This is a genomic window from Pseudomonas sp. p50(2008), from assembly GCF_015351605.1.
Lineage (GTDB): Bacteria > Pseudomonadota > Gammaproteobacteria > Pseudomonadales > Pseudomonadaceae > Aquipseudomonas.
Genome location: NZ_JACMYF010000001.1, coordinates 94,164 through 116,642, shown reverse-complemented (window position 1 = coordinate 116,642; position 22,479 = coordinate 94,164). Strand labels below are relative to the sequence as shown.

Genomic DNA, 22,479 nt, shown 5'->3' with positions numbered 1-22,479 from the left:
ATTTATCCCCGTCCGGCTGCGCAGCAGTCGTAAAACCTGCAATCGAGGTGTATCAGGTACACCTCATACGCAGGCTTTACGACTGCTGCGCAGCCGGGGGATAAATCCCCTCGCCACAGGTTCTTATCATCACACTTGAATGATCGGCAGCAGGCTCAGCAACGACCCTTAAGCAGCCGCAGGATTTCGTCGAACACCGCATTGTCCAGGCTGCGCGACAGATCAAGCTCCAGGCTATTGCGATAGTAGGGGCTCAGATCCAGACCGACGCCGAGGGCATACAGCTCGATGCCGGGCTCCTGTTCGATCTGTCGTGCCACGTGCTTGAGGTGCAGGTCGAGGATGTCCTGCTGGTTGGTCTGGTGGGTCGCGCTGTCCATCGGGCAGCCGTCGGAGATGACGATCAGGATGCGCCGCCGTGCGTCACGCTGCAGCAGCCGTTGACGCGCCCAGAGGAGCGCCTCGCCGTCGATGCCTTCGCGAAACAGATCCGACTTGAGCAGTGCGGCAATGGTCGGCCGCGCGCGGCGCCAGGACGTTTCGGCATCCTTGTAGACCACATGGCTAAGCTCGTTGAGCCGTCCCGGATTGGCGGGCTGGCCCATGGCGCGCCAGCGCTTCAACGGGCGTCCGCCGTTCCATTGGCCGGTCGTGAACCCGAGGATTTCACTGCGTGCACCCGCCAGTTCCAGGGCACGACTGAAGGCGTCAGCCAGCAGGGCGACGCTGTCGATGTGGTTGCGCATGGAGCCGGAGTTGTCGATCAGCAGGCTGACCAGGCAATCACTGTGCGGACGCTCCTGTTCGTGGCGAAAAATCTCCCGTTGCTCGGGGCTGATGATCAGGCGACTGAGGCGCCCGGCATCGATCTGTCCGTCGGTTTGGGCGAAGGCCCAGCCATCTCGACGAGGCGCCGCCAACAGGGCGCCCAGGCGCTTGGCCAGGCGCGGCAGATTAAGGCCCTGACCGGCCAGGCGGCGGTCGAGGCGCTGGCGCAGTTCGCGCAACAATTCGGGCCGTACCAAGCTTGCGGCGTGACGCTCGCAATCGTAGTCGCGGCTGAACACCTGATAGGTAAAGGCGTTGCTGCTGCCGCGCGAATTACCTTCGGCAGCACCGCTGCTGTTGACCTCGCCCTCGCCATCCTGATCAACGTCGAGTAACAGGGCAAAGGCCAGGTGAGTCTTCTCGGTGATTTCCGAGACCTTGCGCTCGTCGTTATCGAGCAATTCGGCATCCAGGTTCTCGATCAATTCCTGTGCCTTGGCGGCGATCACCAGGGCATGCCCGGAAAATTCCACCTGGTGATGACGACCGCGACGCATCAGCCCGAAGGCCGCGCCGAAATGCCCCAACAGGCTCAAGCGAGGTGCCTCAATGAGCATCTCCGTCTGTTCCCCGGCGCGGCCGCCACACAGCAGAATCCAGCTCATCTGCGCCAGGGTGAAGAGCAGCAGGCCGACGTGTCCCTCGGCCTGTCCAGCGTCGAGAAACTGCTGGCTCCACTGCTCGAAGCGCTGCAACAGGTTGCGCCGCACGCCGGGATGACAGTCGGCCACCAACGACTCAACGCGCAGTTGCTCAAGCAGTTCGAACACCAGGCGCGCGATGGGCTGCGCCGGAAGCACCTGGCGGACCAGGGCCGGATCGCTGTGTTTCAAACGCAGCGCCAGGCTGTCAGACACCCCGCGCCAGGCTCGACTTTCATCCTGTTCCGGGTCTGGATGAAGGTGTGGCGCGCGCACCGGGAAGTGCCGTTCCTGCACTTCCAGACGGCCACCGCGATAACGCACGCGGGGCTCGCCGGACAGTGCCCGCAGCGTCGCCGCACAGAGTTCCTCGAGTTGTTGCTGGCGTTTCTCGCGACGTGGAGGCGGGTTCATCGTGGTCTTCCTGTGCGGGTTCAGGCCAGTGCCAGCAGGGGAAACGCCGACTCGGTCAGCTCCTGGTCGAAACAGCGTTGGTAGTACTCGGCGACGATGGGCCGCTCTGCTTCGTCGCATTTGTTGAGGAATGACAGGCGGAACGCCAACGCCGGGTCGCTGAAAATCTCCATGTTTTCCGCCCAGGAAATCACGCAGCGTGGCGACATCAGGGTCGACAGGTCGCCGCTGGCGAAGCCTTGGCGCGTCAGGTCGGCCACGGCCACCATCTGCGTCAGCAACGGTTCGCCGTGCCGGGCGAGCAAGTGCGGCACCCGGGAGGCGACGATCGCGACTTCTTCAGCCTGGGGCAGATAATTCAGGGTGGCGACGATGTTCCAGCGATCCAGCTGCGCCTGATTGAGCACCTGAGTGCCGTTGTAAAGCCCGTTCAGGTTGCCCAGGCCAACGGTGTTGGCGGTCGCGAACAGGCGGAACGAAGGGTGCGGCAGGATCACCTGATTCTGGTCCAGCAGATTGAGCTTGCCGTCGCGTTCGAGGATGCGCTGAATCACGAACATCACATCCGGTCGACCCGCGTCGTATTCGTCGAAAATCAGCGCCATGGGGCGACGCAGGGCCCAGGGCAAAATGCCTTCCTGGAACTCGGTGACCTGCTTGCCTTCACGCAACACAATGCCGTCCTTGCCGATCAGGTCCAGGCGGCTGATATGGCCGTCCAGGTTGACCCGGGTGCAGGGCCAGTTGAGCCGCGCCGCGACCTGTTCGATATGGGTCGATTTGCCGCTGCCATGCAAGCCTTGCAGCATCACCCGGCGATTGCGCGTGAAGCCCGCGAGAATCGCCAGGGTGACTTCTGGATTGAAGCGATAGGCCGCGTCGATCTGCGGCACATGTTCGTCTGGCGTGAGAAACACGGGAACGCGCAGGCTGGAGTCGATACCGAACAACTCCCGTACAGGGACCAGGCGGCTGGCGGGTTCGAAGTTCAGGTCGGTCATGAATATCGCCTCGGGGGCCGGAAAGGAAGTCTTGATTCTAGGGAGGTGACCTGTGTTGGGGAGGGACCAGTTCCCGGCACCCGATGTGGCCAGTTGCAGTGACTGGCGCCACGGGTGGGCAGCGACTGGCCCTATGGTCCAGGACGTTGGCGGCTAAGGATGGTCGCGCTGGTAAAACCCGTGGCGGTTACCGCCGAACAACCTGGAGAGGTCAATCAGATGTCCGCCGATACCCTGACAATCAAGCTGGACCCGGAGCTCCTCGCACTCTTTCGCCGCTACGAGGCGCATATGCACATCACTCCGGAGTACTACATCGACGAACTGCTGGCCAAGACCCGGCCAACCCTGCAAGCGGTGGTTGAAGCACTGGACGAAGCCGCTGGCGACCCTGAGGCACTGGCCAAGTTGTTTGGCCGCAGGATGGCCAGCCTGATGCAGCAGCAGGGCGAAAAGGTCAGCGCCTGAGACCGACTCTACAGCCAGAATCGGCCAGTGAATCCAGACGCGCGCCCCAGGCGTGTCTGGATCAGTGACGCGAGTCTTGAGTGCGCTCGAGTTGCATCAGTCGGGCGCCCAGTTCGTCAAAGCGCTCACCTTTGATGCCGATGCACACCAGGTGGTTACCCGCTGCCGCCCGTGTGGCCGCCAGCCAGCGAATACTGCGGCCACTCAGCTGCAACACCTGAGGCCCGTCACGATCAAGCCGCTCCAGTATTCCTTTGGCGCGGAGCAAGACTTCGGCATATTCACCTAACAGCTGTTCGAGCCGAGCGGCATCGATGGCCGTGGCGTACTTCACACTGACAGAACCCCAGCTGTTTTCACTCGCGGCCGCGGGTGGCACGGGTGTGAGGCGATCAGTCGTCGGGACCGTGCGAGCGATGGCTGATGGAGCTTGCAAGCCGCCGTTTATCGCTTGCATCGCGGGGCCATTCAGGTCCCGGAGAATGTCCAGCGCTCGCGCATACTCGACGCTATCGTCCGCCGGCAGGCGATTGATGATCAACTGGTCGGAGGCGGCAATCTGGGCACGCCAGACGTCTGCGGTGTAACGGCTTTGGGCATGATGGGAAATCTGGCTGGCGTCGATCAGGCAGACCACCGACTCCAGCCTCAACTGACGTGAGACCCGCGCAATATCGGCGATGCGCGCAGGCTCCGCGACGCCGCTGGCTTCGATGTAGATCGCGCCGGGTCGCTGCTCCATCCGCATCGCCTGAGCCAATTGTTCTGCCAGGGTGCCGCCCAGCGTGCAGCAGATACAGCCATTACCCAGTTGCAGGATTCGGTCATCGCGGTAGTCAATCAGCTCGGCATCGATGTTGATGTCACCGAAGTCATTCACCACGATCAGGCTGTCCCGGGGCAATCCCTGTCGAATCAGCTCATTGAGGTAGGTGGTCTTTCCGCCACCGAGGAAGCCGGTGATGACCGTCAGGGGCACCGGGTCAGGTGTTGGCATGGACCTCACCTCCCAGCACGGTTGCCAGTACGCGAACCGTGCGCAACTGCGCCGGATCGATGGTCAACGGGTCCTGATCGAGCACCACCATGTCCGCGAATTTACCGATTTCGAGGCTGCCGACCAGGTGATCGAGACGCAAGGTGTAGGCCGCGCCCAGCGTGATCATTTCCAGTGCCTGTGGAACACTCACGCGCTCTTCTTTACCCAACACTTCGCCGGAGGCGGTTTCGCGCATCACCGCGCACCAGGCCGTGAACAGCGGCCCAAGCGGCGTTACCGGCGCGTCACTGTGGATCGCGGTGACGATGCCCAGCCGCCGTGCCGAGGCGAGGGGCTCAAGTCGACGGCTGCGCTCGTAGCCCAGGGTGTGCCGGCGGTGAATGTCGCCCCAGTAATACAGATGGTTGGCAAACATGTTCAGGCACAGGCCAAGTTTGGCCGTGCGCCGTAGCTGAGCATGGTCGATCACCTGGCAATGCTGCAGCGTATGCCTGTGATCGGCACGTGGCCAAAGATCCAGGGCGCTTTCCACGGCATCCAGCATCAACTCGACCGCTTCATCACCGTTGGTATGGATGTGCAATTGCAGCCCCGCCTGATGGTAAACCTGCACCATCTCCTGCAGGGCTTCGGGTGGCGCATTCCAGATGCCGTTGGCATGACCATCGTGGTAGTAAGGCCACTTCATTCGCGCCGTATAGCCCTGGATTGAGCCGTCCGTCATCATTTTCACCAGGCCGAACTTCAGCTTGTCGTTGCCCAGTGGCAGGCAGTGCTGCAGGCGTTCGACGCCCTGTTCCGGCGACCAGGCCAGCGCACTCATCGCCGGCACCAGGCGCACGGGAAAATCAGCTTCGCTCGTCACCGATCTCAGCGCTGCGATACCGTCATCGGTCAGGGGGTTATAGAGGTCGGTGATGGTCGTGATCCCGGCATTGCGGGCAGCCTGACCATAGCGTCGCAGCGTGCCAGGGGACGACACGGCCTCAAACAGATTCATCTCCAGGGTTTCGAAAATGGCATGCATCGCCGCCATTTCCTGCAGCTCACCGTTAGGCCGGCCATCGGCGTCGAGCATGATCCCTTCGATCCCCGGATGGCGGTCAAGATCAGACTGTTCAAGCATCCGGCTGTTGACCGTCATGACGTGCAGGCTTGCATGCATGACCACGACCGGTCGGTCTTTCACGGCACCATCCAGCAGCTGCCGGTCGAGTCGGGCACCTTCGAAATAGACGGGGTCGAAGCCCCAGGCGATCAGCGGTTCGCCGGGTGCCAACCCTTCGGCAGCGTCGCGCAGGCGTTGTTGCATGGCGGCGATGCTGTCCGCACCGGACCAGTGAGTCCCTTCAGGATCGACGCGGGCAAAGTAGCCCAGGTAGAGGTAATTCCACATGGCGCCTTCGAGGGCGTGGCTATGCCCTTCGACGAAGCCCGGCAGGATGGTGTGGTCCGCAAAGCGCCGATCCAGCGTGTAGTCCCCCAGCTCTTGCATCACCTCCAGCGGGCCGACGCACAGCACGCGGCCGTCGCGCACCGCAATGTGTGTGGCTTCAGGCTGGGAGGGATTCATTGTGAGGATGCGCTTGGCGGTGAAGACGGTAATGCTCATTGGCAGGACTCCTTGATCGGGGTCGTCGGGGCAGGGGCGGTACGGGCCCTGAATTTCATCAGCAGTGGAACGCAGGCGAGGAAGACCAGTGCCGTGCCGCCGAAGACCAGCAGGTAGTTCCACCCGCCCAGCGAGGGCACGATCGGGGCAAAGAAAAACAGGATGTGGAACGTGCTGAAGATGATCGCCAGGTTGAAGAACGCGAGCTCCTTGGGCACGGAGGTACTGAAGTCGGCATCCATCATGCGTAACAGCAGCAGACCGGTGCCGGTCGAACCACAGCAGCAACCAAACGCGGTAATCGCCCGTTCCGGTCCGAGGGTTCCGCTCAGGCGCCCGAGATAGAGACAGCCGATCAATGTGACCAACGTCACGGCAACCGTCACCAGCAGGATCGGCGTGAGCAGGGCGTAGAGCACGGCAAACTGGATGCTCATCAGGGTGCCCACGACCATGAAGTCGATGGATGAGCCGGTGATGCGTTTCAGGGTTTCGTCATCGACGCGATGGGCCAGACCGCAGCGGTCGATCACCAGGCGCATCAACACACAGACCGCCAGGCCATGAAGGAAAAACAGGTTGTAGCTGAACAGCACCGAGAGGTTGACGCCGCCTGCCGAGAAATCCTTGATCTGACCTTGCATGAAGCTCAGCCAGACGTAGGTGATCAGGTAGGCAACGGCGAGCAGTCCGAGGTGATAGGCCAGCGAATCCAGATTTGCCGGGTGCGAGACCATGCGGCCGCTGCTCGGTACCTGCGTCCCGTTGTAAAAGCCCGATTTGAAGTTGTCATCGATGTTCGAGGCTTTGTTGGCATTGAGCCCACGGCGGATAAAGTTGTTGGCCATCGGCACACCGACAACGAAGGCCACCAGAAAGCCGAGGGACGCATAAATCAGACCGACCTGGGCCGCGTTTGCAATCCCGTACTCTTTCTCCCAGAGGCCGCCGTAGGTCAGCGCCTGGCCAGGGCCTTGGGTGAAACCATGGGTGACAATGGCGCCCAGCCATTCGCTGATACCGGCGCCGGTGACCGCGTCATAACCGCTGATCACCAGATAGCCAATCACGCCTTGCAGCCCCAGGCTGATCGTCCAGATCAGCATGAGCCACAGTCCACCGCGCACCACGCTGCCACCTGAAAGGGCGGCGTCTTTGCTTTTGCCGGTGAGGCACAGGGACATGAAGCTCAGGGTGAAAAAGTGGAAGGTCAGGGCTTCGAAGTCACTGGCCTCAAACCCCGGTATCAGCCCGAACGATAACAGCGTAAATCCGAGCATGCCGCCGATCATACTGGCCGGTGCCAGCGAGTTGCGGAACAGGCCAATGCGGTTACGCAGGATACTGCCCACCAGCAGCATGCCCGCCAGCAGGGCAAATGCGATTATTCCGTGGAAGGTGCTTTCCATCATCAACCCTCTTCTTATATTTATTGTTTTTTTGAATGGTGAACTGACGTCGCAGCTCATTGCGGGAAGCATCGATCACGCCATCGATACCCGACGCAACTCAACGGTAGAGCAATGAATGTGACCTGTATAATATCGGTTGGATAACGAGTGATGCCTGGAAGGTATTGATGTGCGAATCGATCTGCGTCATCTGCGAGCCTTCGAGGCCGTGGCCGAAGAACTGCATTTTCGCCGAGCGGCCGAGCGCCTGAATCTGGCGCAACCGGCCCTGAGTCGAACCATTCAGCAACTGGAGGAAAGCGTCGGCGAAGTGCTGTTGTTGCGCAGCAACCGACGGGTTGAACTGACCGAAGCAGGCCGGGTTTTCCTGGCAGGAAGCCGAGCGGTCTTCGAGCATCTGGAGAGCGCCGTGCATGACGCACGCAAGGCGGGGGCCGGGCAGATTGGCCAACTGCGGATTGGTTACACCGACTTCGCGGTCTCAGGCCAGCTGCCACCCATCCTTGACGGATTTCACCGCGACTATCCGCAAATCAGGGCCGAACTCGTCTTCGGTTCGACCCAACAGCAACTCGAATTATTAAAGGGTGGGAGCATCGAGTTTGCGTTTATTACCGGGCCCTTGCTCGACCCGAACATCGACAGTATCGAAGTGCAGCGCGACCGCTTTGTCGCGGTGCTGCCGCAGCGACATCCGTTGGCGGAGCAGTCCGAGGTGAGTTTGTCGGACCTTGCGCAGGAGCCTTTTGTGATGGGCGTGATGAGTCACTGGTCGCACTATCGGCGACAGCTCGATGCGCTGTGCATCAGTGCCGGATTCCTGCCCCAGGTCGTACAAGAGGCGTACAACAGCGAAGGTGTTTTCGGGTTTGTCGCGGCCAATATCGGCGTGACGGTCCATCTGGAAAGTGCGGGGAATTTCAATCGCAAGGGCGTGGTGCTGATTCCACTGAAAGGCGTCGACGCGCGCGTCTGTACCCTGGCGGCCTGGCTGAAAAACTCGGTGACGCCGGTGCAGCAAAAGTTCATCGACTTTCTCAGGCAGCGGACGCCGCCTCTTTGAGGCTACGGCAGCAACTGATCGGCTCGCAGGAGGTTGTCATCCTCTGCGAGCCTCAGCGAAGGCGGGTGGCTCAGCGACCCATGACCTCGTCCAGCGCCTGTTCGAAGGTGCTGACCGTGCGCTCGATATTGTGCAGCTTGTCGAGCCCGAACAGACCGATGCGGAAGGTCTGGAAGTCGGCCGGTTCGTCGCATTGCAATGGCACGCCGGCCGCGATCTGCAGACCGTGGGCGGCGAATTTCTTGCCGCTCTTGATCTCCGGATCATCGGTGTAGCTCACCACGACACCCGGGGCTTCGAAACCAGCAGCGGCCACGCTTTTGATGCCTTTGCCGGCCAACAGCGCGCGTACCCGGTCACCCAGTGCCTGCTGTTCGGCGCGGACCTTTTCGAAGCCGTAGGCTTCGGTCTCTTTCATCACATCGTTAAAGCGCGCGAGGGCATCGCTGGGCATGGTTGCGTGGTAGGCGTGCCCGCCCTGTTCGTAGGCCTGCATGATCTGCAGCCATTTTTTCAGGTCACAGGCAAAGCTGCTGCTCTGCGTCGGTTCGATGCGCTCGAGGGCCAGGGGACTGAACATCACCAAGGCGCAGCAGGGCGATGCGCTCCAGCCTTTTTGCGGTGCGCTGATCAGCAGGTCGACCGCGCACTTCTGCATGTCGACCCACAGCGCGCCCGAGGCGATGCAGTCCAGCACGAACAGGCCACCCACGGCATGCACGGCGTCACCGACGGCGCGCAGGTAATCATCGGGAAGAATGATCCCCGAAGAAGTTTCAACGTGGGGCGCGAAGACAACCTGCGGCTTCTGCGCCTGAATGGCGGCCAGCACTTCATCGAGGGGCGGTGGAGCGTAGGCGGCCTGGCGACCGGACTCGACCGGTCGGGCTTTGAGTACCGTGGTGGCAGCCGGGATGTTGCCCATCTCAAGGATCTGGCTCCAGCGATAACTGAACCAGCCGTTGCGTATCACCAGGCATTGCCGGTCGCCGGCAAACTGCCGTGCCACCGCTTCCATGCCGAAGGTGCCGCTGCCGGGAACCACCGCAACGGCCTGGGCGTTGTAGACCTTTTTCAGGGTGCTGGAGATGTTGTTCATCACCCCTTGGAACGTCTGCGACATGTGGTTGAGCGAGCGGTCGGTATAGACCACCGAGTACTCGACCAGTCCCTCGGGATCGACACTGGGATATAGCTTTGACATGGGTGACTCCTGTGGCAGAAATCTCATTGGTATCGACCCTGCCTCAAGCCTCGGCAAATGACAAGGTGGCCCGGGATCAAATTGCAGGAACTGCAAGCCAGGTCAGATTTGCCTGGCATCCAGCGGGAAGAACGCACAAAGCCCGGTTCCGGTGGGGAATCGGGCGATGCGCTGAGCTTAGCGGATCAGGCCGTCATGAGGAGGAGGTGCGCGGGGCAGCGCTTAATTCGGGCGTCATCTGTTCGCCTTTGCGCTGGCCGATCCACCGGGCGCAATAAGCACTGACGGCGCCGGCGAACAGTACGTAGAGACAGGTTGTCCAGGGTTGCCCGCCGCTGCTGCGCATCAACGCGGTGGCGATCATAGGGGTCAGGCCGCTGGCGAAAATGCCGGAGAATTGATAGACGAACGAGATGCCGGTGTAGCGCACTTTCGCGTCGAACAACTCACAGAACATGGCCGCCTCAGGTCCGTAGACTGCCGCATAAAAAATCCCGAAGGGCACCACAATGGCCATCCAGATCACGAACATGTCGCCCTGGCTGGTCATCATCAACCAGAAGGCCGGAAACGCCGAGAGAGCGGTGATCAGCGATCCCCAGAAGTAAACGCGGGTGCGGCCAATCCGATCGGACAAGGCGCCGAACATCGGGATGGTGAAGCACATCACCACCGCCGCGATCATCACCCCGATCAAGGCTTGAGAGCGCGGCAGATTGAGCGTCTGGGTCAGGTAGCTGAGCGAGAATACGCCGAACACATTGAAGAACACGCCGTCGATGTAACGCGCGCCCATACCGGCCAGTACGTTTTTCGGGTAGCGCTTCATCATGTCAACGAACGGAATGGCTGCTTCGGCGTTGGCTGCTTTGACCTTGGCGAATTCAGGGCTTTCCATCACGTTCAGACGAATCCAGGTGCCAACGAACACCAGGCCTGCGCTGAGCAGAAAAGCGATGCGCCAGCCCCATTCGAGAAACTGGGTGTCCGTCAGGATGTAAGACAGCAGCCCGACCACACCCGAGGCCAGGCACAAGCCGATGGCCAGGCCGATCTGCGGCAGGCTGGCGTAGAATCCGCGCTTGTGTTTCGGCGCGTACTCGAACGCCATCAGCACTGCGCCACCCCATTCGCCACCGAGGCCGATGCCCTGGACGACGCGCAGCAGCAGTAGCAGGATCGGGGCCCAGATACCGATGCTGTCGTAACTGGGTACCAGACCGATCAGAAAGGTGGCCACGCCCATGATCATCATCGTCATGATCAGCATGCTTTTTCGACCAATCTTGTCGCCGAAGTGACCGAAGATCACACCGCCGATAGGTCGGCTGAGAAAGCCGACGGCGAACGTGCCGTAGGCCAGCATGGTGGAGACCAAGGGGTCGTCGCTCGGAAAGTACAGATGGTTGAAGACGATGCCGGCGACGACACCGTAGAGGAAGAAGTCATACCACTCGATGGTGGCGCCAATGACACTGGCTATCACCACCTTGCGCACGGGATTTGGCGTGGACATCTCAGTATTCCTATTCTTGTATTTATAGGGAGGGTGAGCGCGAACGGCACGCGACTTTCACTGTTCCATCAGGACGCAACGGTGCTCAGAACCGGCGTCGGTGCCTCCGTGGCGTGAGGTGTACGGGCACTGGGTTGCAGGCAGTCTTCGAGAATCATCGTCGAAGCCTTTTCGGCGATCATCACCACCGGAACGTTGGTGTTGCCCGAAACCAGTGTCGGCATGATCGAGCAGTCGACGACGCGCAAGCCCTGCACGCCATGCACACGCAGGCGCGCATCCACCACGGCGAGCGGGTCGTTACCCATCTTGCAGGTTCCGGACGGGTGAAAAATGGTCGCGCCGTACTGGCGGCAGAACTCCAGAATCTGCTCGTCGCTCTGGGTCTCGTTACCAGGCCGATACTCGCTCCGAATCAACCGCTTCAACGGACCGGTCGCGGCCAGCTTGCGGGTGTAGCGCACCGCTGCAATCACCGTTTTTCGGTCCAGTTCGGTCGACAGGTAATTGGGCTGCATCGACGGCGGTTGCAGAGGATCGCTGGAGGTGATGCGCACATGGCCGCGGCTTTCGGGACGCAGTTGGCAAACCGACAGGGTGAAGCCCGAGAAGGGATGCACACTGCCGCCGGCCGAGTCGGCGCTGAGGGTCCCGAAGTGATACTGAATGTCCGGTGTGTCGCTTTGCTCCAGCACCCGAGTGAACAACCCGCCCTGGTTGATGCCAATGGCCAGCGGGCCACTGCGGGTCAGCAGCCATTGCAGGCCCATGCGCAACTTTCGTAGCGGCGAACGCAGTTCATCGTTGGTGGTGATCGGTTGGGTGCATTCGTAGATCAAGCGAATCTGCAAATGGTCCTGCAGGTTTTCACCGACGCCCGGCAGCACATGTACCGGCGCAATATTGAATTTTTTCAGCAACGGCGAAGGGCCGATGCCGGACAGTTGCAGTAACTGCGGTGACTGTAATGCGCCGGCGCTGAGTATCACTTCGCGCTTGGCTTTGACGGTCTGCGATTGGCCGTTCTGGCGGTACTGGACGCCGACCGCACGGGTGCCTTCGAAGACGATTTTTTCGGCTTGGGCTTGCGCCTCGATGGTCAGGTTCGGACGGCGCTTGGCGGGGTTCAAATAGGCCACCGCCGTGCTGCAGCGCAAACCCTTGCGGGTGGTCAGTTGATAGTAACCGACACCTTCCTGATCACCGGTGTTGAAGTCCGGGATGTGAGGCACGCCAAGTTCTTTGGCCGCGCCGATAAAGCCTTCAGTGAGGGGATGCCGGGCCTTGATGCTGGACGCCGAAAGCGGCCCGTCAGTGCCGCGCGTGGGGCCGGGGCCCAGGTCATTGGACTCGGCACGGCGAAAGTAGGGCAGGACGTCGTCCCAGCCCCAGCCGGTGTTCCCGGCGCTGGCCCAGGCGTCGTAATCGGCGCGTTGGCCACGGATGAAAATCAGCCCGTTGATTGAACTGCAGCCACCGAACACCTTGCCGCGTGGCCAGTAGATGCGTCGGTCGTTCATGCCGGGGTCTGGATCGGTGTAGAAGCCCCAGTTGTAGACCGGGTGGAACATGGTCTTGGCGTAACCGATCGGGATGTGAATCCACGGATAACGATCCGCAGGCCCCGCCTCGAGTAAGCAGACGCTGTAGCGTCCGTGTTCGCTGAGTCTATTGGCCAGCACGCAGCCGGCTGAACCGGCGCCGACAATGACGAAGTCATAAGTACGTGACATCCGAAATCCTCTTTTTTATTGTTGTGAACGCGAATCGAGATTTGAAAATAGAACAATACATTCCATTTATATGGAGCCAGAGTTAGGGTGTTTGTGAGTCCACGGCGTATTTTTCGCGCCGTTTTTAACTAACCTGCTAATAATTAATGAGTTACAGGAAAAGTGATTTTTTATCGGGGTTTTAATAATGGTACGAATCAGACCAAAAGATGAGGAGAGTGTGTTGGAGCCGATCGCCGGCGACAATCCGGATCGAAGTCTGCGTGCCTTGCTGCTCCTGGAGGCGGTCGCCAATGCGGATGCGCCGATGTCCCTCGCACAATTGAGCGACCGGCTGGAGGCGCCCAAAGCCACCCTGTTGCGAATGCTCGTCGCGTTGGAGCGGCTTGGCTATCTGTTGCGCGAAGTGGACGAGAAGGCCTACCTGCTCGGCCCACGTGCCAATCGTCTTGGGCTGTCGCTGTTGCGCAACGAAGTGGTGCTGCAGCGAAGCCGCCTGATTCTGCAGGCGCTGGTGCGGCAACTGGGTGAAACGTGCAACCTGACGGCGCTGGATGGCGAGCGTGTGATTTACATCGACCGCGTGGAAACCCACGAGCCCCTGCGCCTGCATGTCGAGCCGGGTACCCACGTGCCGCTGCATTGCACCGCCAGCGGCAAGTTGTTTCTTTCACAGATGCCGGCGGAACGACGCAGTGCCGTGCTCAAGCACCTTGAGCTGACGCCTCAGACGGATCGCAGCATTACTGACATCGACCTGCTGGAAACCGAGCTGGAGCGCATCCGCGTACGCGGTGTAGGCATCGACAGTGAAGAGTTCGTCAGGGGAATGGTCGCCGTCGCCGTGCCCATTATCAGTGTCGACGGTCATTGCCTTGCGGCGCTGGCCTGCCATGCGCCCACGGCACGCAAAAGCCTTGGCGACTTGATCGAACACATTCCCCGGTTACAGGCGGCGGCTGCGCAACTGGCCCTGGCCTTTGCGCTGGATTCTTCCCAGGGTTGAGCCTTGCTGATGATGGCTGGCATCACGCGTGGTCGATAACTGGTTCTAACTGCGAGCGCTGCTTGTTCTTAATTTCGACACAAGGGGTGGATCGGGCGGTGCTGCGTTGCGATGCCGAGTACCGCTCCTTCGTAAGTCGGTGCCTGGAGCTTGTCTCCTGCCCGGTGACCAACAATAAAAATGCACCAGTCGAGAGGTAAGCATGAAAACAACAGCTCACGAGTACGATGCAGTCGAGGCATTGGCCAGTGACCGCGCTCACGTCTGGCATCACCTGTCCCAGCACAAACCGCTGGAGCAGAACGATCCGCTGATGATCGTCGAAGGCAAGGGCATGCGCGTGCGGGACATCAAGGGCAACGAATTCCTCGATGCTGTCTCGGGTGGCGTGTGGACCGTCAACGTGGGTTACGGCCGTGAGACGATCGCCGACGCGGTGCGCGATCAGCTGGCGAAGATGAATTTTTTCGCCAACTCCGCGGGCAACATACCGGGCGCCTTGTTCGCCAAAAAACTGATCGAGAAGATGCCTGGCCTTAGCCGGGTGTACTACTCCAACTCCGGTTCCGAAGCCAACGAGAAGGCCTACAAGATCGTGCGGCAGATTGCGCACAAAAAGTACGGCGGCAAGAAACACAAGATCCTGTTCCGCGAGCGTGATTACCACGGCACAACCATTACGGCGCTGAGTTCCACCGGCCAGTTCGAACGCAAGAACCAGTACGGTCCGTTCACCCCGGGTTTCGTCGAGTTTCCACACTGCTGTGAATACCGCTCGCAGTTCGGTGAAATCGCCGACTACGGCGTGCGCGCCGCCATGCAGATGGAGCGCGTCATCCTCGCCGAAGGACCGGATACCGTGGGGGCTGTGGTGCTTGAGCCGATCACCGCTGGCGGCGGTGTCATCACGCCGCCAGAAGGCTACTGGGAGACCATTCAGGCGATCTGCAAAAAGTACGACATCCTCCTGCACATTGACGAAGTGGTCTGCGGCCTGGGCCGTACCGGCAAGTGGTTTGGCTATCAGCATTACGGCATCAAGCCGGACATCGTCACCATGGCCAAGGGTGTAGCCAGCGGTTACGCGGCGATCTCCTGCACCGTGACCACCGAGGAAGTGTTCGAAGCGTTCAAGGGGGAGGCCGATGACCGGATGGGTTACTTCCGCGACATCAGCACCTTCGGCGGCTGCACTGCAGGTCCGGCGGCGGCGCTGGAGAACATGCGCATCATCGAGGATGAGGGCTTGCTGGAGAACGTCACCCACATGGGCGAGTACTTCATGGGTCGCCTGCGTGAGTTGCAGGACAAGTATCCAGTCATTGGTGATGTGCGCGGCAAGGGGCTGTTCTGTGGTCTGGAACTGGTCAAGGACCGCAAGACCAAGGAGCCGGTGGAGGAGAGCGTACCGATTGCCATTGCCGCTGACTGCATGCGCCAGGGCGTAATGATCGGGCGTACCAACCGCAGCTTCGAGGAGTTCAACAATACGCTGTGCTTTGCCCCGGCGTTGATCGCCACACAAAAGGACCTGGATGAAATCATCACCGCCCTGGACAACGCCTTTGGCCGCCTTGCACCTCAGCCATAACGCATAACGCAGCCACTACTACTGAAACGCGATCCACTGTAGGAGCTGCCGCAGGCTGCGATCTTTTGATCTTGCTCTCAAGGCCAGGATCAAAAGATCGCAGCCTGCGGCAGCTCCTACGGTGATCTTCGTTGCGCGGGTAGGTTTTTGCGTCTGCGACGTTCCAGATCGTGCGCTGGATAGTCTTGCCGGGAGGTTGTTGCTAGTCTGCTGGCAATCGCCGCGTTAGCGCTGCCAGCGCTTGTCGTTCGTTCAGTCGAGGCCGCTATGTTCCAGTTGTTTCATTTGTCCGCCGGAAAAACCACCAACCTGCAGCAGCAGCTGCGTGAGCAGATCGCCCAGGTGATTCTCAACGGCAATATTCCGCTCGACAGCCCGTTGCCCTCCAGTCGCAAGCTGGCCAAACAGCTGAACGTTGCACGCAACACGGTGGTGCTGGCCTACGAACACCTGCTCGACGACGGGTACTTGGTGGCCCGTGAGCGCAGCGGCTACTACGTCAATCCGGATATTCTGGCGAACAAAGTCGAGGCGCCGCGTGCGCGCCAGGATGAGGCCGCCAGCACCAGGCCGGACTGGTCGCAACGCCTCGTGATGCAACCTTCGCAGCAACGCAACATGAGCAAGCCACGGGATTGGCAGAATTATAAATACCCGTTTATCTACGGGCAGTTCGACCCGGCCCTGTTCCCCACCGCCAACTGGCGTGAATGCTGCCGCGACGCGGTGAGCATTCCGGCGATCCGTGACTGGGCGTCAGACCGCTTCGACAACGACGATCCACTGCTGATGGAGCAGATCAGGACCCGGCTGTTGCCACGTCGTGGTGTCTGGGCCAAGCCTGAGCAGATCCTGGTCACGGTGGGTGCGCAGCATGCGCTGTACATGCTGGCGCGTCTGTTGTTGCGCCCCGACAGCCTGATGGGCATTGAAGAGCCGGGCTACATGGATATCCGCAACATTGCCATGCTCAATCCTTCGAGAATCCAACCGCTGGCGGTGGACAATCAGGGACTGATATTGAGCGAGGAACTCAATGACTGCGATGTCATTTACACCACGCCCAGCCATCAGTGCCCGAGCACGGTCACCATGCCGTTGGAGCGCCGCTACGAACTGCTGCAGCGGGCCAATGAGCACGATTTTCTGATCATTGAAGACGACTACGAAAGCGAAACCAACTTCAAGGGCAGCCCGATTCCGGCCCTCAAGAGTCTGGACACCAATGACCGGGTCCTTTACGTCGGCAGCCTGTCGAAAACCCTGGCGCCCGGCTTACGTGTTGGCTATCTGGTGGGCCCCGAAGCCCTGATCCGCGAGGCGCGGGCGCTGCGTCGACTGATGGTGCGGCATCCGGCGGCGAACAATCAGCGCTCGGTGGCGCTGTTCCTCGAACGGGGTTACCACGACGCATTGATCATGAGCCTGATGCGGGCTTACGAAGAGCGTCATCAGCAGATGGGCGAGGCCCTGCGCGAGTACCTGCCGGAGTCTTCCAAGGAGCCAAGCTTCGGCGGCTCCTGCTATTGGGTCAAAGGCCCCGACAACCTCGATGCGCGGCGCCTGCAGAAGGAAGCCGCCGAGCACGGCATCCTGATCGAGCCCGGCGATATTCACTTCATCGGTGAGCACCCGCCGCTCAACTACTTCCGCCTGGGCTACTCGTCGATCAACGCCGAGCGCATCCGCCCGGGGATCAAATTGCTGGCTGAGCTTATCCAGCGAATAAGCTGACCGTCACGCTATAGCGCATCTCATTGTGGGAGCTGGCTTGCCAGCGATGGCGTCCAGTCAGTCAACCTCATCATTGCCGACCCACCGCCATCGTTGGAATGCCGCCCAGACCAAGCCAGCTCCCACAGGGATCAGTACTACCTCATAGCCAGTTTTTCCGCATCGCCTCCCGCGCTGATAACGGCGTGGATTTTTGGCTTACACGACGCCCATCGTGCACTGGCCGGGATCGTCTGTGCGCGCGGATAAATCTGGACCCAGCTGGCTCAACAGGTGGCCTTCAACTGGTCCTATCTGGCACCTCTCTCGACTCCTACTCTAGCCCCAAGGCAGCCAGTTCTCGCTTCAACGCGAACGTGAGACGGCTCGCTCGACCTGCCCCAACACTCCATCACAACAACAATCGGAGAGATCGGCATGCGTAAAGGACCTCACGTGAATCCCTGTGCGTCCATGTCGGTTAAAGGCTGAGCCCCGAGTCATTGGCGGCGCGGCCGCCGTACCTTAAGCAACGAGAGGAATATCGATATGCCACGCATGACCCCCAGCGAAGCAATGGTTGAAACACTGGTTGCCAACGGCGTCACCGACGTCTTCGGCATCATGGGTTCGGCCTTTATGGATGCGATGGATATTTTCGCTCCGGCCGGCATCCGTTTTATCCCGGTGGTGCACGAGCAGGGCGCCGGTCACATGGCTGACGGTTTCTCGCGGGTCAGTGGTCGTCACGGCGTGTGCATCGCGCAGAACGGTCCGGGCATCACCAACTTCGTGACCGCCATCGCCGCGGCGTATTGGGCGCACAGCCCGGTGGTAGTGATTACGCCGGAAACCGGCTCGATGAGTCAGGGCCTCGGTGGCTTCCAGGAAGCCCAGCAACTGCCGTTCTTCGAAACCATCACCAAGTACCAGGCGCACGTGCCCAATCCGGCGCGCATGGCAGAACTGACCGGTCGCTGCTTCGATCGGGCGATGCAGGAAAACGGTCCGACCCAGCTGAATATTCCGCGTGACTTCTTCTACGGCGACATCAACGTCGAGATCCCTGCGCCGATCCGTATCGAGCGCAGCGCCGGTGGCGAGCAAAGCCTGGCCGAGGCCGCGCAGATTCTGGCCGCAGCCAAATACCCGGTGATCATCTCCGGGGGCGGCGTGGTCATGGGTGATGCTGTCGACGCCTGTAAAGCACTTGCCGAATACCTCGGCGCCCCGGTGGTCAACAGCTACCTGCACAACGACTCCTTCCCGGCCAGTCACCAACTGTGGTGCGGCCCGCTGGGCTACCAAGGTTCGAAGGCGGCCATGAAGCTGCTGTCGCGCGCCGACGTGGTACTGGCGCTGGGCACTCGCCTGGGCCCATTCGGCACCTTGCCGCAGCACGGTCTTGATTACTGGCCGAAGCAGGCCAAAGTGATCCAGATCGACTGCGACTCGAAAATGCTCGGCCTGGTGAAAAAAATCACGGTGGGCATCTGCGGCGACGCCAAGGCCGCAGCAGTCAACCTGCTCGGTCGTCTGGAGAACCTGGACGTGCAGTGCCTGGAAAACAAGGGCGCGCGTGCCGAGGAAATCGCCAAGGAAAAATTCGACTGGGAAAGCGAGCTCAACGCCTGGATCCACGAGAAGGACGAATACTCGCTGGACATGATCAAGGAGCAGAGCGGTGAGGACGGCAACTACCTGCACCCGCGCCAGGTCCTGCGTGAACTGGAAAAAGCCATGCCGGCCGACGCCATGGTCTCCACGGATATCGGCAATATCAACTCGGTCTCCAACAGCTACCTGCGCTTCGAGAAGCCACGTTCGTTCTTTGCCGCCATGAGCTTTGGCAACTGCGGCTACGCGCTGCCGACCATCATCGGCGCCAAGGTCGCGGCACCGCATCGCACCGCCATTTCCTATGCCGGTGACGGCGCCTGGGGCATGTCGATGATGGAAATCATGACCTGCGTGCGCGAGAACATTCCGGTCACCTCGATCGTGTTCCACAACCGTCAGTGGGGCGCGGAGAAGAAGAACCAGGTGGACTTCTACAACCGTCGCTTCGTGGCAGGCGAGCTGGAAAACCAGAGCTTCGCCGGCATCGCCCGCTCGATGGGGGCTGAAGGCGTGACCGTTGACCGTCTGGAAGACGTTGGCCCGGCGCTCATGGCCGCTTGCGAGGCGCAAAAGGCCGGCAAGACCACGGTGATCGAGATCATGTGCACCCGCGAACTGGGCGATCCGTTCCGCCGCGATGCACTGTCCAAGCCAGTGCGTTTCCTTGAGAAATACAAAGACTACGTTTGAGTGGTCAAGGTGTCCGGTGTGCGCCGGACACCTGCATTCAATGCCCATGGCGAGGGGGTGAACTCCCTCGCCACAGGGGATCGCGGTTTCTACCGTGAACGACAAGGAATCCAATCATGTTGAGCACTATTCCACCGGAATGTCCGGCGTTCCTGCTTGATCGGGCCAAGGCACTGCCGCGCGTGGTCACGGCGGTGGTCAATCCGGTCAATCTGTTGAGTTTGAGCAGTGCCAAACGGGCGTGCGAGGAAGGGCTGATAGAACCGGTACTGGTCGGCGATCAGGCACAGATCCGTGCCCTGGCCGAAGAGCTCGACTGGGACCTGCACGGCCTGCGTGTGATGCACGCCAGTGACGACGTACAGTGCGCTGAAATGGCCTGCCTGCTGGCGGGTTCCGGTGACGCGGAAACGATCATGAAGGGGCATTTGCACACAGACATCCTGCTGCGCGCGGTACTCAAGCGTGAAGCCGGACTGCGCGGCCCCAGCCGTCTCAGCCATGTGTTTCACATGACACTGCCGGGCAGCGACAAAGCCCTGTCGATCACCGATGCGGTGATCAACGTGCAACCGACGATCATCGACAAGATCCATATCGCCCGCAACGCCATCGAACTGATGCACGCCTTGGGCTATGAAAAGCCGCGCATGGCCGTACTGTCCGGTACCGAAGAAGTGACGCGCAGCATGCCGTCCAGCCAGGATGCCGCCGAGCTGGCCAAACTGGCGGCAGTCGGTGCCTTGGGTGATGCCTGCGTCGAGGGCCCGCTGGCGTTCGACAACGCGGTGTCGCTGGAAGCGGCGCGGATCAAAGGCATCAGCGGCGAGGTCGCGGGCCATGCCGATATCTTGCTGGTGCCGAACCTGGAAGCCGGTAATTTCCTGTTCAAACAAATGGTTTATTTCATGAGTGCCACGGCCGCCGGCCTGGTCCTGGGCGCGCGGGTGCCGATCATTCTTACCTCCCGTGCCGACCCGTTGGAAGCGCGCCTGGCGTCCTGCGCGCTGGCTTCCATTTTTATCGATTATCGTCGGCAGACGCGCAGTCGCCTGCTGGCGGCTGGCTAAGCAATCATCCAAGGAGCACCACGATGGCTGTGCAACGTTATGGCTTTATCTTCAAGGCGCCAGGCATGCAGTTCCTCACCCATAACGGGCGCCTCGAGTCCGAGACCTTTGCCGCGACACTGTGCGGCGTTGCGAGTGTCGAGGAAGCGCTGCTGGTGGCGCAGGAATTGTTGACCCGGCATGTGCAATTGATTGAACTGTGCGGCGCCTTCACCGAGGCCGAAGTCGAGCAGATCCGCACAGCCATCGACGATCGGGTGCCAGTGGCCGCCGTGCAGTACAGCCCTGAAACACGAGAGCGCCTGCAGCAGTTGGCTGACTGAGTAGGCCCGCCCCAACCAAACAAACGCATTCCTTTGTGGCGAGGGGATTTATCCCCGTTCGGCTGCGAAGCAGTCGTAAAACCCGTGTACGCGATGTACCTGAAACAACTCGGTGTTAGCTTTTGGGGCTGCTTCGCAGCCCAGCGGGGATAAATCCCCTCGCCACAGTTAAGTCCCCTAACCACAGTTAAATCCCCTTGCCACAGCTAAAACCCCCTCGCCACAGTACCGTGCTCGTCTGAAAACTCTCCTTTTCCGGCACGGTGTATCCGCGCCGGCAATCCGCTGCGCTCCCACCCAGAACACCGCCACAGACTGGCCCCTAACACCACCTCGAGGTGGTCCTAATGAGGCAGCACAGTTTTCTCTAGCATCGAAATCCAGTGATTTCATAACCACAGGGTTCTGGTGAGCACATGACAATAAAACAACACCACACAATCCCTCCCGTGCGCAGTCAGTTGCCGGACACGGCGCAGCCGTCGACGTCCTGGTTGGTACGCCGCCAGCAAAAACTCAGCCTGTTACTGCCGGGCATCATCGCCGCCATGGTGGTCGCCGCCAGCGCCACTTTCCTGTCCGAGCATTACGGTGCCCCCGTGATGCTGATGGCCCTGTTGCTGGGCATGGCCCTGGGCTTTCTTTCTCAAGAGGGGCGTGCGGTCGCAGGGATTCGCTTCACCTCCAGCACCATCCTGCGGGGCGGCGTGGCGCTGCTGGGCATGCGCATCACCGTCGAGCAGATTCTCTCCCTGGGCGGGACGCTGATGGCGGTGGTCATTGGTGCGGTGTTCCTGACCATCACGTTCGGCATCATCCTCTCTAAAATGCTCGGCCAATCCCGCGACTTCGGCATTCTCAGCGGCGGCAGCGTGGGCATTTGCGGCGCCTCGGCGGCGTTGGCCATTTCCGCGGTACTGCCCCAGAACAAGGACAGCGAACGCAACATCATTTTCACTGTGATCAGCGTCACCGCGCTGAGCACCATTGCGATGATCGCCTACCCGCCGATCGCCCAATGGATCGGCCTGGACGCCCATCAGGCCGGGATCTTCCTCGGCGCAACCATTCACGACGTGGCCCAGGTGGTCGGTGCTGGCTACAGCATGTCGGAAGAAACCGGCGACACCGCGACCGTGGTCAAACTGTTACGCGTGGCCATGCTGGTGCCCATCGTTTTCAGCCTGTCGTTGCTGCTGCGCAAGCGCGGCGATGGTGGTCCGCGTCCGGCACTGCCGTTGCCCTTGTTCATCATCTTCTTCGTGCTGTTTGTCGCCATCAACAGCAGCGGCATTGCGTCGACGCAGATGCAGGCGTTGGCCGGCGATGTGTCGCGCTGGTGCCTGGTGACGGCGATTGCCGCCCTGGGTATGAAAACTTCACTCAAGGCGCTGCTGGAAGTGGGCTGGCGCCCGGCGACCCTGCTTGTCAGTGAAACGCTGTTTCTCGCGACGATCATCCTGTTTGCGGTGAAGTGGCTGGGATGAGCCAACGTCATGGGTGACTGACATCGCCCCGTCCGATCACCAGGCTGCCGCCGACACATTCACTGTGCGGCGGCATTCTGGTTTAAC

Annotated in this window: 17 protein-coding genes; 9 read left to right on the top strand and 8 right to left on the bottom strand. The window is 60.7% G+C overall.

The genetic code is table 11. The features are described 5' to 3' along the window. Positions 1-155 precede the first annotated feature (155 nt). Together H7698_RS00490 and H7698_RS00485 are read right to left on the bottom strand one after the other, a co-directional pair. Entirely contained in the window at positions 156-1,883 is a 1,728-nt protein-coding gene (locus H7698_RS00490; RefSeq protein ID WP_194690339.1) for a cobaltochelatase CobT-related protein, read from the bottom strand. Positions 1,884-1,903: 20 nt separating this feature from the next. After that, a complete protein-coding gene (locus H7698_RS00485) occupies positions 1,904-2,884 on the bottom strand; it encodes an AAA family ATPase (RefSeq protein WP_162440499.1) in 981 nt (326 codons plus the stop codon). 159 nt (positions 2,885-3,043) lie between these two features. Here H7698_RS00485 and H7698_RS00480 point away from each other — a divergent pair, with 159 nt between their 5' ends. Next, a complete protein-coding gene (locus tag H7698_RS00480; protein ID WP_235992669.1) occupies positions 3,044-3,352 on the top strand; it encodes a hypothetical protein in 309 nt (102 codons plus the stop codon). 61 nt (positions 3,353-3,413) lie between these two features. Here H7698_RS00480 and H7698_RS00475 read toward each other — a convergent pair whose 3' ends face one another. From H7698_RS00475 to H7698_RS00465, 3 genes are read right to left on the bottom strand one after another with little or no spacing between them, the layout of a single operon-like run. After that, a complete protein-coding gene (locus H7698_RS00475) occupies positions 3,414-4,349 on the bottom strand; it encodes a CobW family GTP-binding protein (RefSeq protein WP_194690338.1) in 936 nt (311 codons plus the stop codon). Beyond that, positions 4,336-5,964, bottom strand: a complete 1,629-nt coding sequence (locus H7698_RS00470; RefSeq protein ID WP_194690337.1) for an amidohydrolase — start codon at positions 5,962-5,964, stop codon at positions 4,336-4,338. The genes H7698_RS00475 and H7698_RS00470 overlap by 14 nt, the downstream gene beginning before the upstream one ends. After that, a complete protein-coding gene (locus tag H7698_RS00465) occupies positions 5,961-7,376 on the bottom strand; it encodes a sodium/glutamate symporter (RefSeq protein WP_235992668.1) in 1,416 nt (471 codons plus the stop codon). The genes H7698_RS00470 and H7698_RS00465 overlap by 4 nt, the downstream gene beginning before the upstream one ends. A 169-nt stretch (positions 7,377-7,545) precedes the next feature. On the opposite strand from H7698_RS00465, the gene H7698_RS00460 reads away from it, so the two are divergent. Further along, positions 7,546-8,439, top strand: coding sequence for a LysR substrate-binding domain-containing protein (locus H7698_RS00460; protein WP_194690336.1), 894 nt, complete (start codon positions 7,546-7,548; stop codon positions 8,437-8,439). A gap of 70 nt (positions 8,440-8,509) precedes the next feature. Here the strand turns inward: H7698_RS00460 and H7698_RS00455 are convergent, their stop codons facing one another. The 3 genes from H7698_RS00455 to H7698_RS00445 form a co-directional block, all read right to left on the bottom strand. Beyond that, positions 8,510-9,643, bottom strand: coding sequence for an aminotransferase class V-fold PLP-dependent enzyme (locus tag H7698_RS00455; RefSeq protein WP_194690335.1), 1,134 nt, complete (start codon positions 9,641-9,643; stop codon positions 8,510-8,512). 193 nt (positions 9,644-9,836) lie between these two features. Next, on the bottom strand, positions 9,837-11,159 hold the full coding sequence (locus H7698_RS00450) for an MFS transporter (protein WP_162440494.1): 1,323 nt from the start codon (positions 11,157-11,159) through the stop codon (positions 9,837-9,839). Positions 11,160-11,227: 68 nt separating this feature from the next. Further along, positions 11,228-12,892 carry a GMC family oxidoreductase gene (locus H7698_RS00445; RefSeq protein WP_162440493.1) on the bottom strand — a complete coding sequence of 555 codons (1,665 nt, stop codon included), beginning with the start codon at positions 12,890-12,892 and terminating at the stop codon, positions 11,228-11,230. A 223-nt stretch (positions 12,893-13,115) separates the two neighbouring features. On the opposite strand from H7698_RS00445, the gene H7698_RS00440 reads away from it, so the two are divergent. The 7 genes from H7698_RS00440 (at position 13,116) to H7698_RS00410 (ending at position 22,392) form a co-directional block, all read left to right on the top strand. Next, positions 13,116-13,898, top strand: a complete 783-nt coding sequence (locus H7698_RS00440) for an IclR family transcriptional regulator (RefSeq protein WP_235992666.1) — start codon at positions 13,116-13,118, stop codon at positions 13,896-13,898. A gap of 202 nt (positions 13,899-14,100) precedes the next feature. Continuing rightward, positions 14,101-15,489 (top strand): aminotransferase family protein, encoded by a 1,389-nt coding sequence (locus H7698_RS00435; RefSeq protein WP_194690333.1) that lies wholly within the window; start codon positions 14,101-14,103, stop codon positions 15,487-15,489. A 267-nt stretch (positions 15,490-15,756) separates the two neighbouring features. Then, positions 15,757-17,223: a MocR-like pyridoxine biosynthesis transcription factor PdxR gene (gene pdxR, locus H7698_RS00430; RefSeq protein ID WP_194690332.1), complete on the top strand. Its 1,467-nt coding sequence runs from the start codon at positions 15,757-15,759 to the stop codon at positions 17,221-17,223. A 528-nt stretch (positions 17,224-17,751) separates the two neighbouring features. Next, a complete protein-coding gene (xsc, locus tag H7698_RS00425; protein ID WP_194690331.1) occupies positions 17,752-19,512 on the top strand; it encodes a sulfoacetaldehyde acetyltransferase in 1,761 nt (586 codons plus the stop codon). Positions 19,513-19,628: 116 nt separating this feature from the next. Beyond that, on the top strand, positions 19,629-20,582 hold the full coding sequence (locus tag H7698_RS00420) for a bifunctional enoyl-CoA hydratase/phosphate acetyltransferase (RefSeq protein WP_194690330.1): 954 nt from the start codon (positions 19,629-19,631) through the stop codon (positions 20,580-20,582). Positions 20,583-20,605: 23 nt separating this feature from the next. Continuing rightward, the gene (locus H7698_RS00415; RefSeq protein ID WP_162440487.1) at positions 20,606-20,905 is read left to right on the top strand and encodes a DUF6506 family protein; all 300 of its coding nucleotides are present in this window, start codon (positions 20,606-20,608) and stop codon (positions 20,903-20,905) included. 416 nt (positions 20,906-21,321) lie between these two features. Beyond that, on the top strand, positions 21,322-22,392 hold the full coding sequence (locus H7698_RS00410) for a YeiH family protein (protein ID WP_194690329.1): 1,071 nt from the start codon (positions 21,322-21,324) through the stop codon (positions 22,390-22,392). Positions 22,393-22,479 lie beyond the last annotated feature (87 nt).

Excerpts from the sequence above, each read along its gene's own strand:
- H7698_RS00490 (WP_194690339.1), bottom strand. The coding sequence starts at position 1,883 with ATGAACCCGCCTCCACGTCGCGAGAAACGCCAGCAACAACTCGAGGAA.
- H7698_RS00485 (WP_162440499.1), bottom strand. The coding sequence starts at position 2,884 with ATGACCGACCTGAACTTCGAACCCGCCAGCCGCCTGGTCCCTGTACGG.
- H7698_RS00480 (WP_235992669.1), top strand. The coding sequence starts at position 3,044 with ATGGTCGCGCTGGTAAAACCCGTGGCGGTTACCGCCGAACAACCTGGA.
- H7698_RS00475 (WP_194690338.1), bottom strand. The coding sequence starts at position 4,349 with ATGCCAACACCTGACCCGGTGCCCCTGACGGTCATCACCGGCTTCCTC.
- H7698_RS00470 (WP_194690337.1), bottom strand. The coding sequence starts at position 5,964 with ATGAGCATTACCGTCTTCACCGCCAAGCGCATCCTCACAATGAATCCC.
- H7698_RS00465 (WP_235992668.1), bottom strand. The coding sequence starts at position 7,376 with ATGATGGAAAGCACCTTCCACGGAATAATCGCATTTGCCCTGCTGGCG.
- H7698_RS00455 (WP_194690335.1), bottom strand. The coding sequence starts at position 9,643 with ATGTCAAAGCTATATCCCAGTGTCGATCCCGAGGGACTGGTCGAGTAC.
- H7698_RS00450 (WP_162440494.1), bottom strand. The coding sequence starts at position 11,159 with ATGTCCACGCCAAATCCCGTGCGCAAGGTGGTGATAGCCAGTGTCATT.
- H7698_RS00445 (WP_162440493.1), bottom strand. The coding sequence starts at position 12,892 with ATGTCACGTACTTATGACTTCGTCATTGTCGGCGCCGGTTCAGCCGGC.
- H7698_RS00435 (WP_194690333.1), top strand. The coding sequence starts at position 14,101 with ATGAAAACAACAGCTCACGAGTACGATGCAGTCGAGGCATTGGCCAGT.
- pdxR (WP_194690332.1), top strand. The coding sequence starts at position 15,757 with ATGTTCCAGTTGTTTCATTTGTCCGCCGGAAAAACCACCAACCTGCAG.
- xsc (WP_194690331.1), top strand. The coding sequence starts at position 17,752 with ATGCCACGCATGACCCCCAGCGAAGCAATGGTTGAAACACTGGTTGCC.
- H7698_RS00420 (WP_194690330.1), top strand. The coding sequence starts at position 19,629 with ATGTTGAGCACTATTCCACCGGAATGTCCGGCGTTCCTGCTTGATCGG.
- H7698_RS00415 (WP_162440487.1), top strand. The coding sequence starts at position 20,606 with ATGGCTGTGCAACGTTATGGCTTTATCTTCAAGGCGCCAGGCATGCAG.
- H7698_RS00410 (WP_194690329.1), top strand. The coding sequence starts at position 21,322 with ATGACAATAAAACAACACCACACAATCCCTCCCGTGCGCAGTCAGTTG.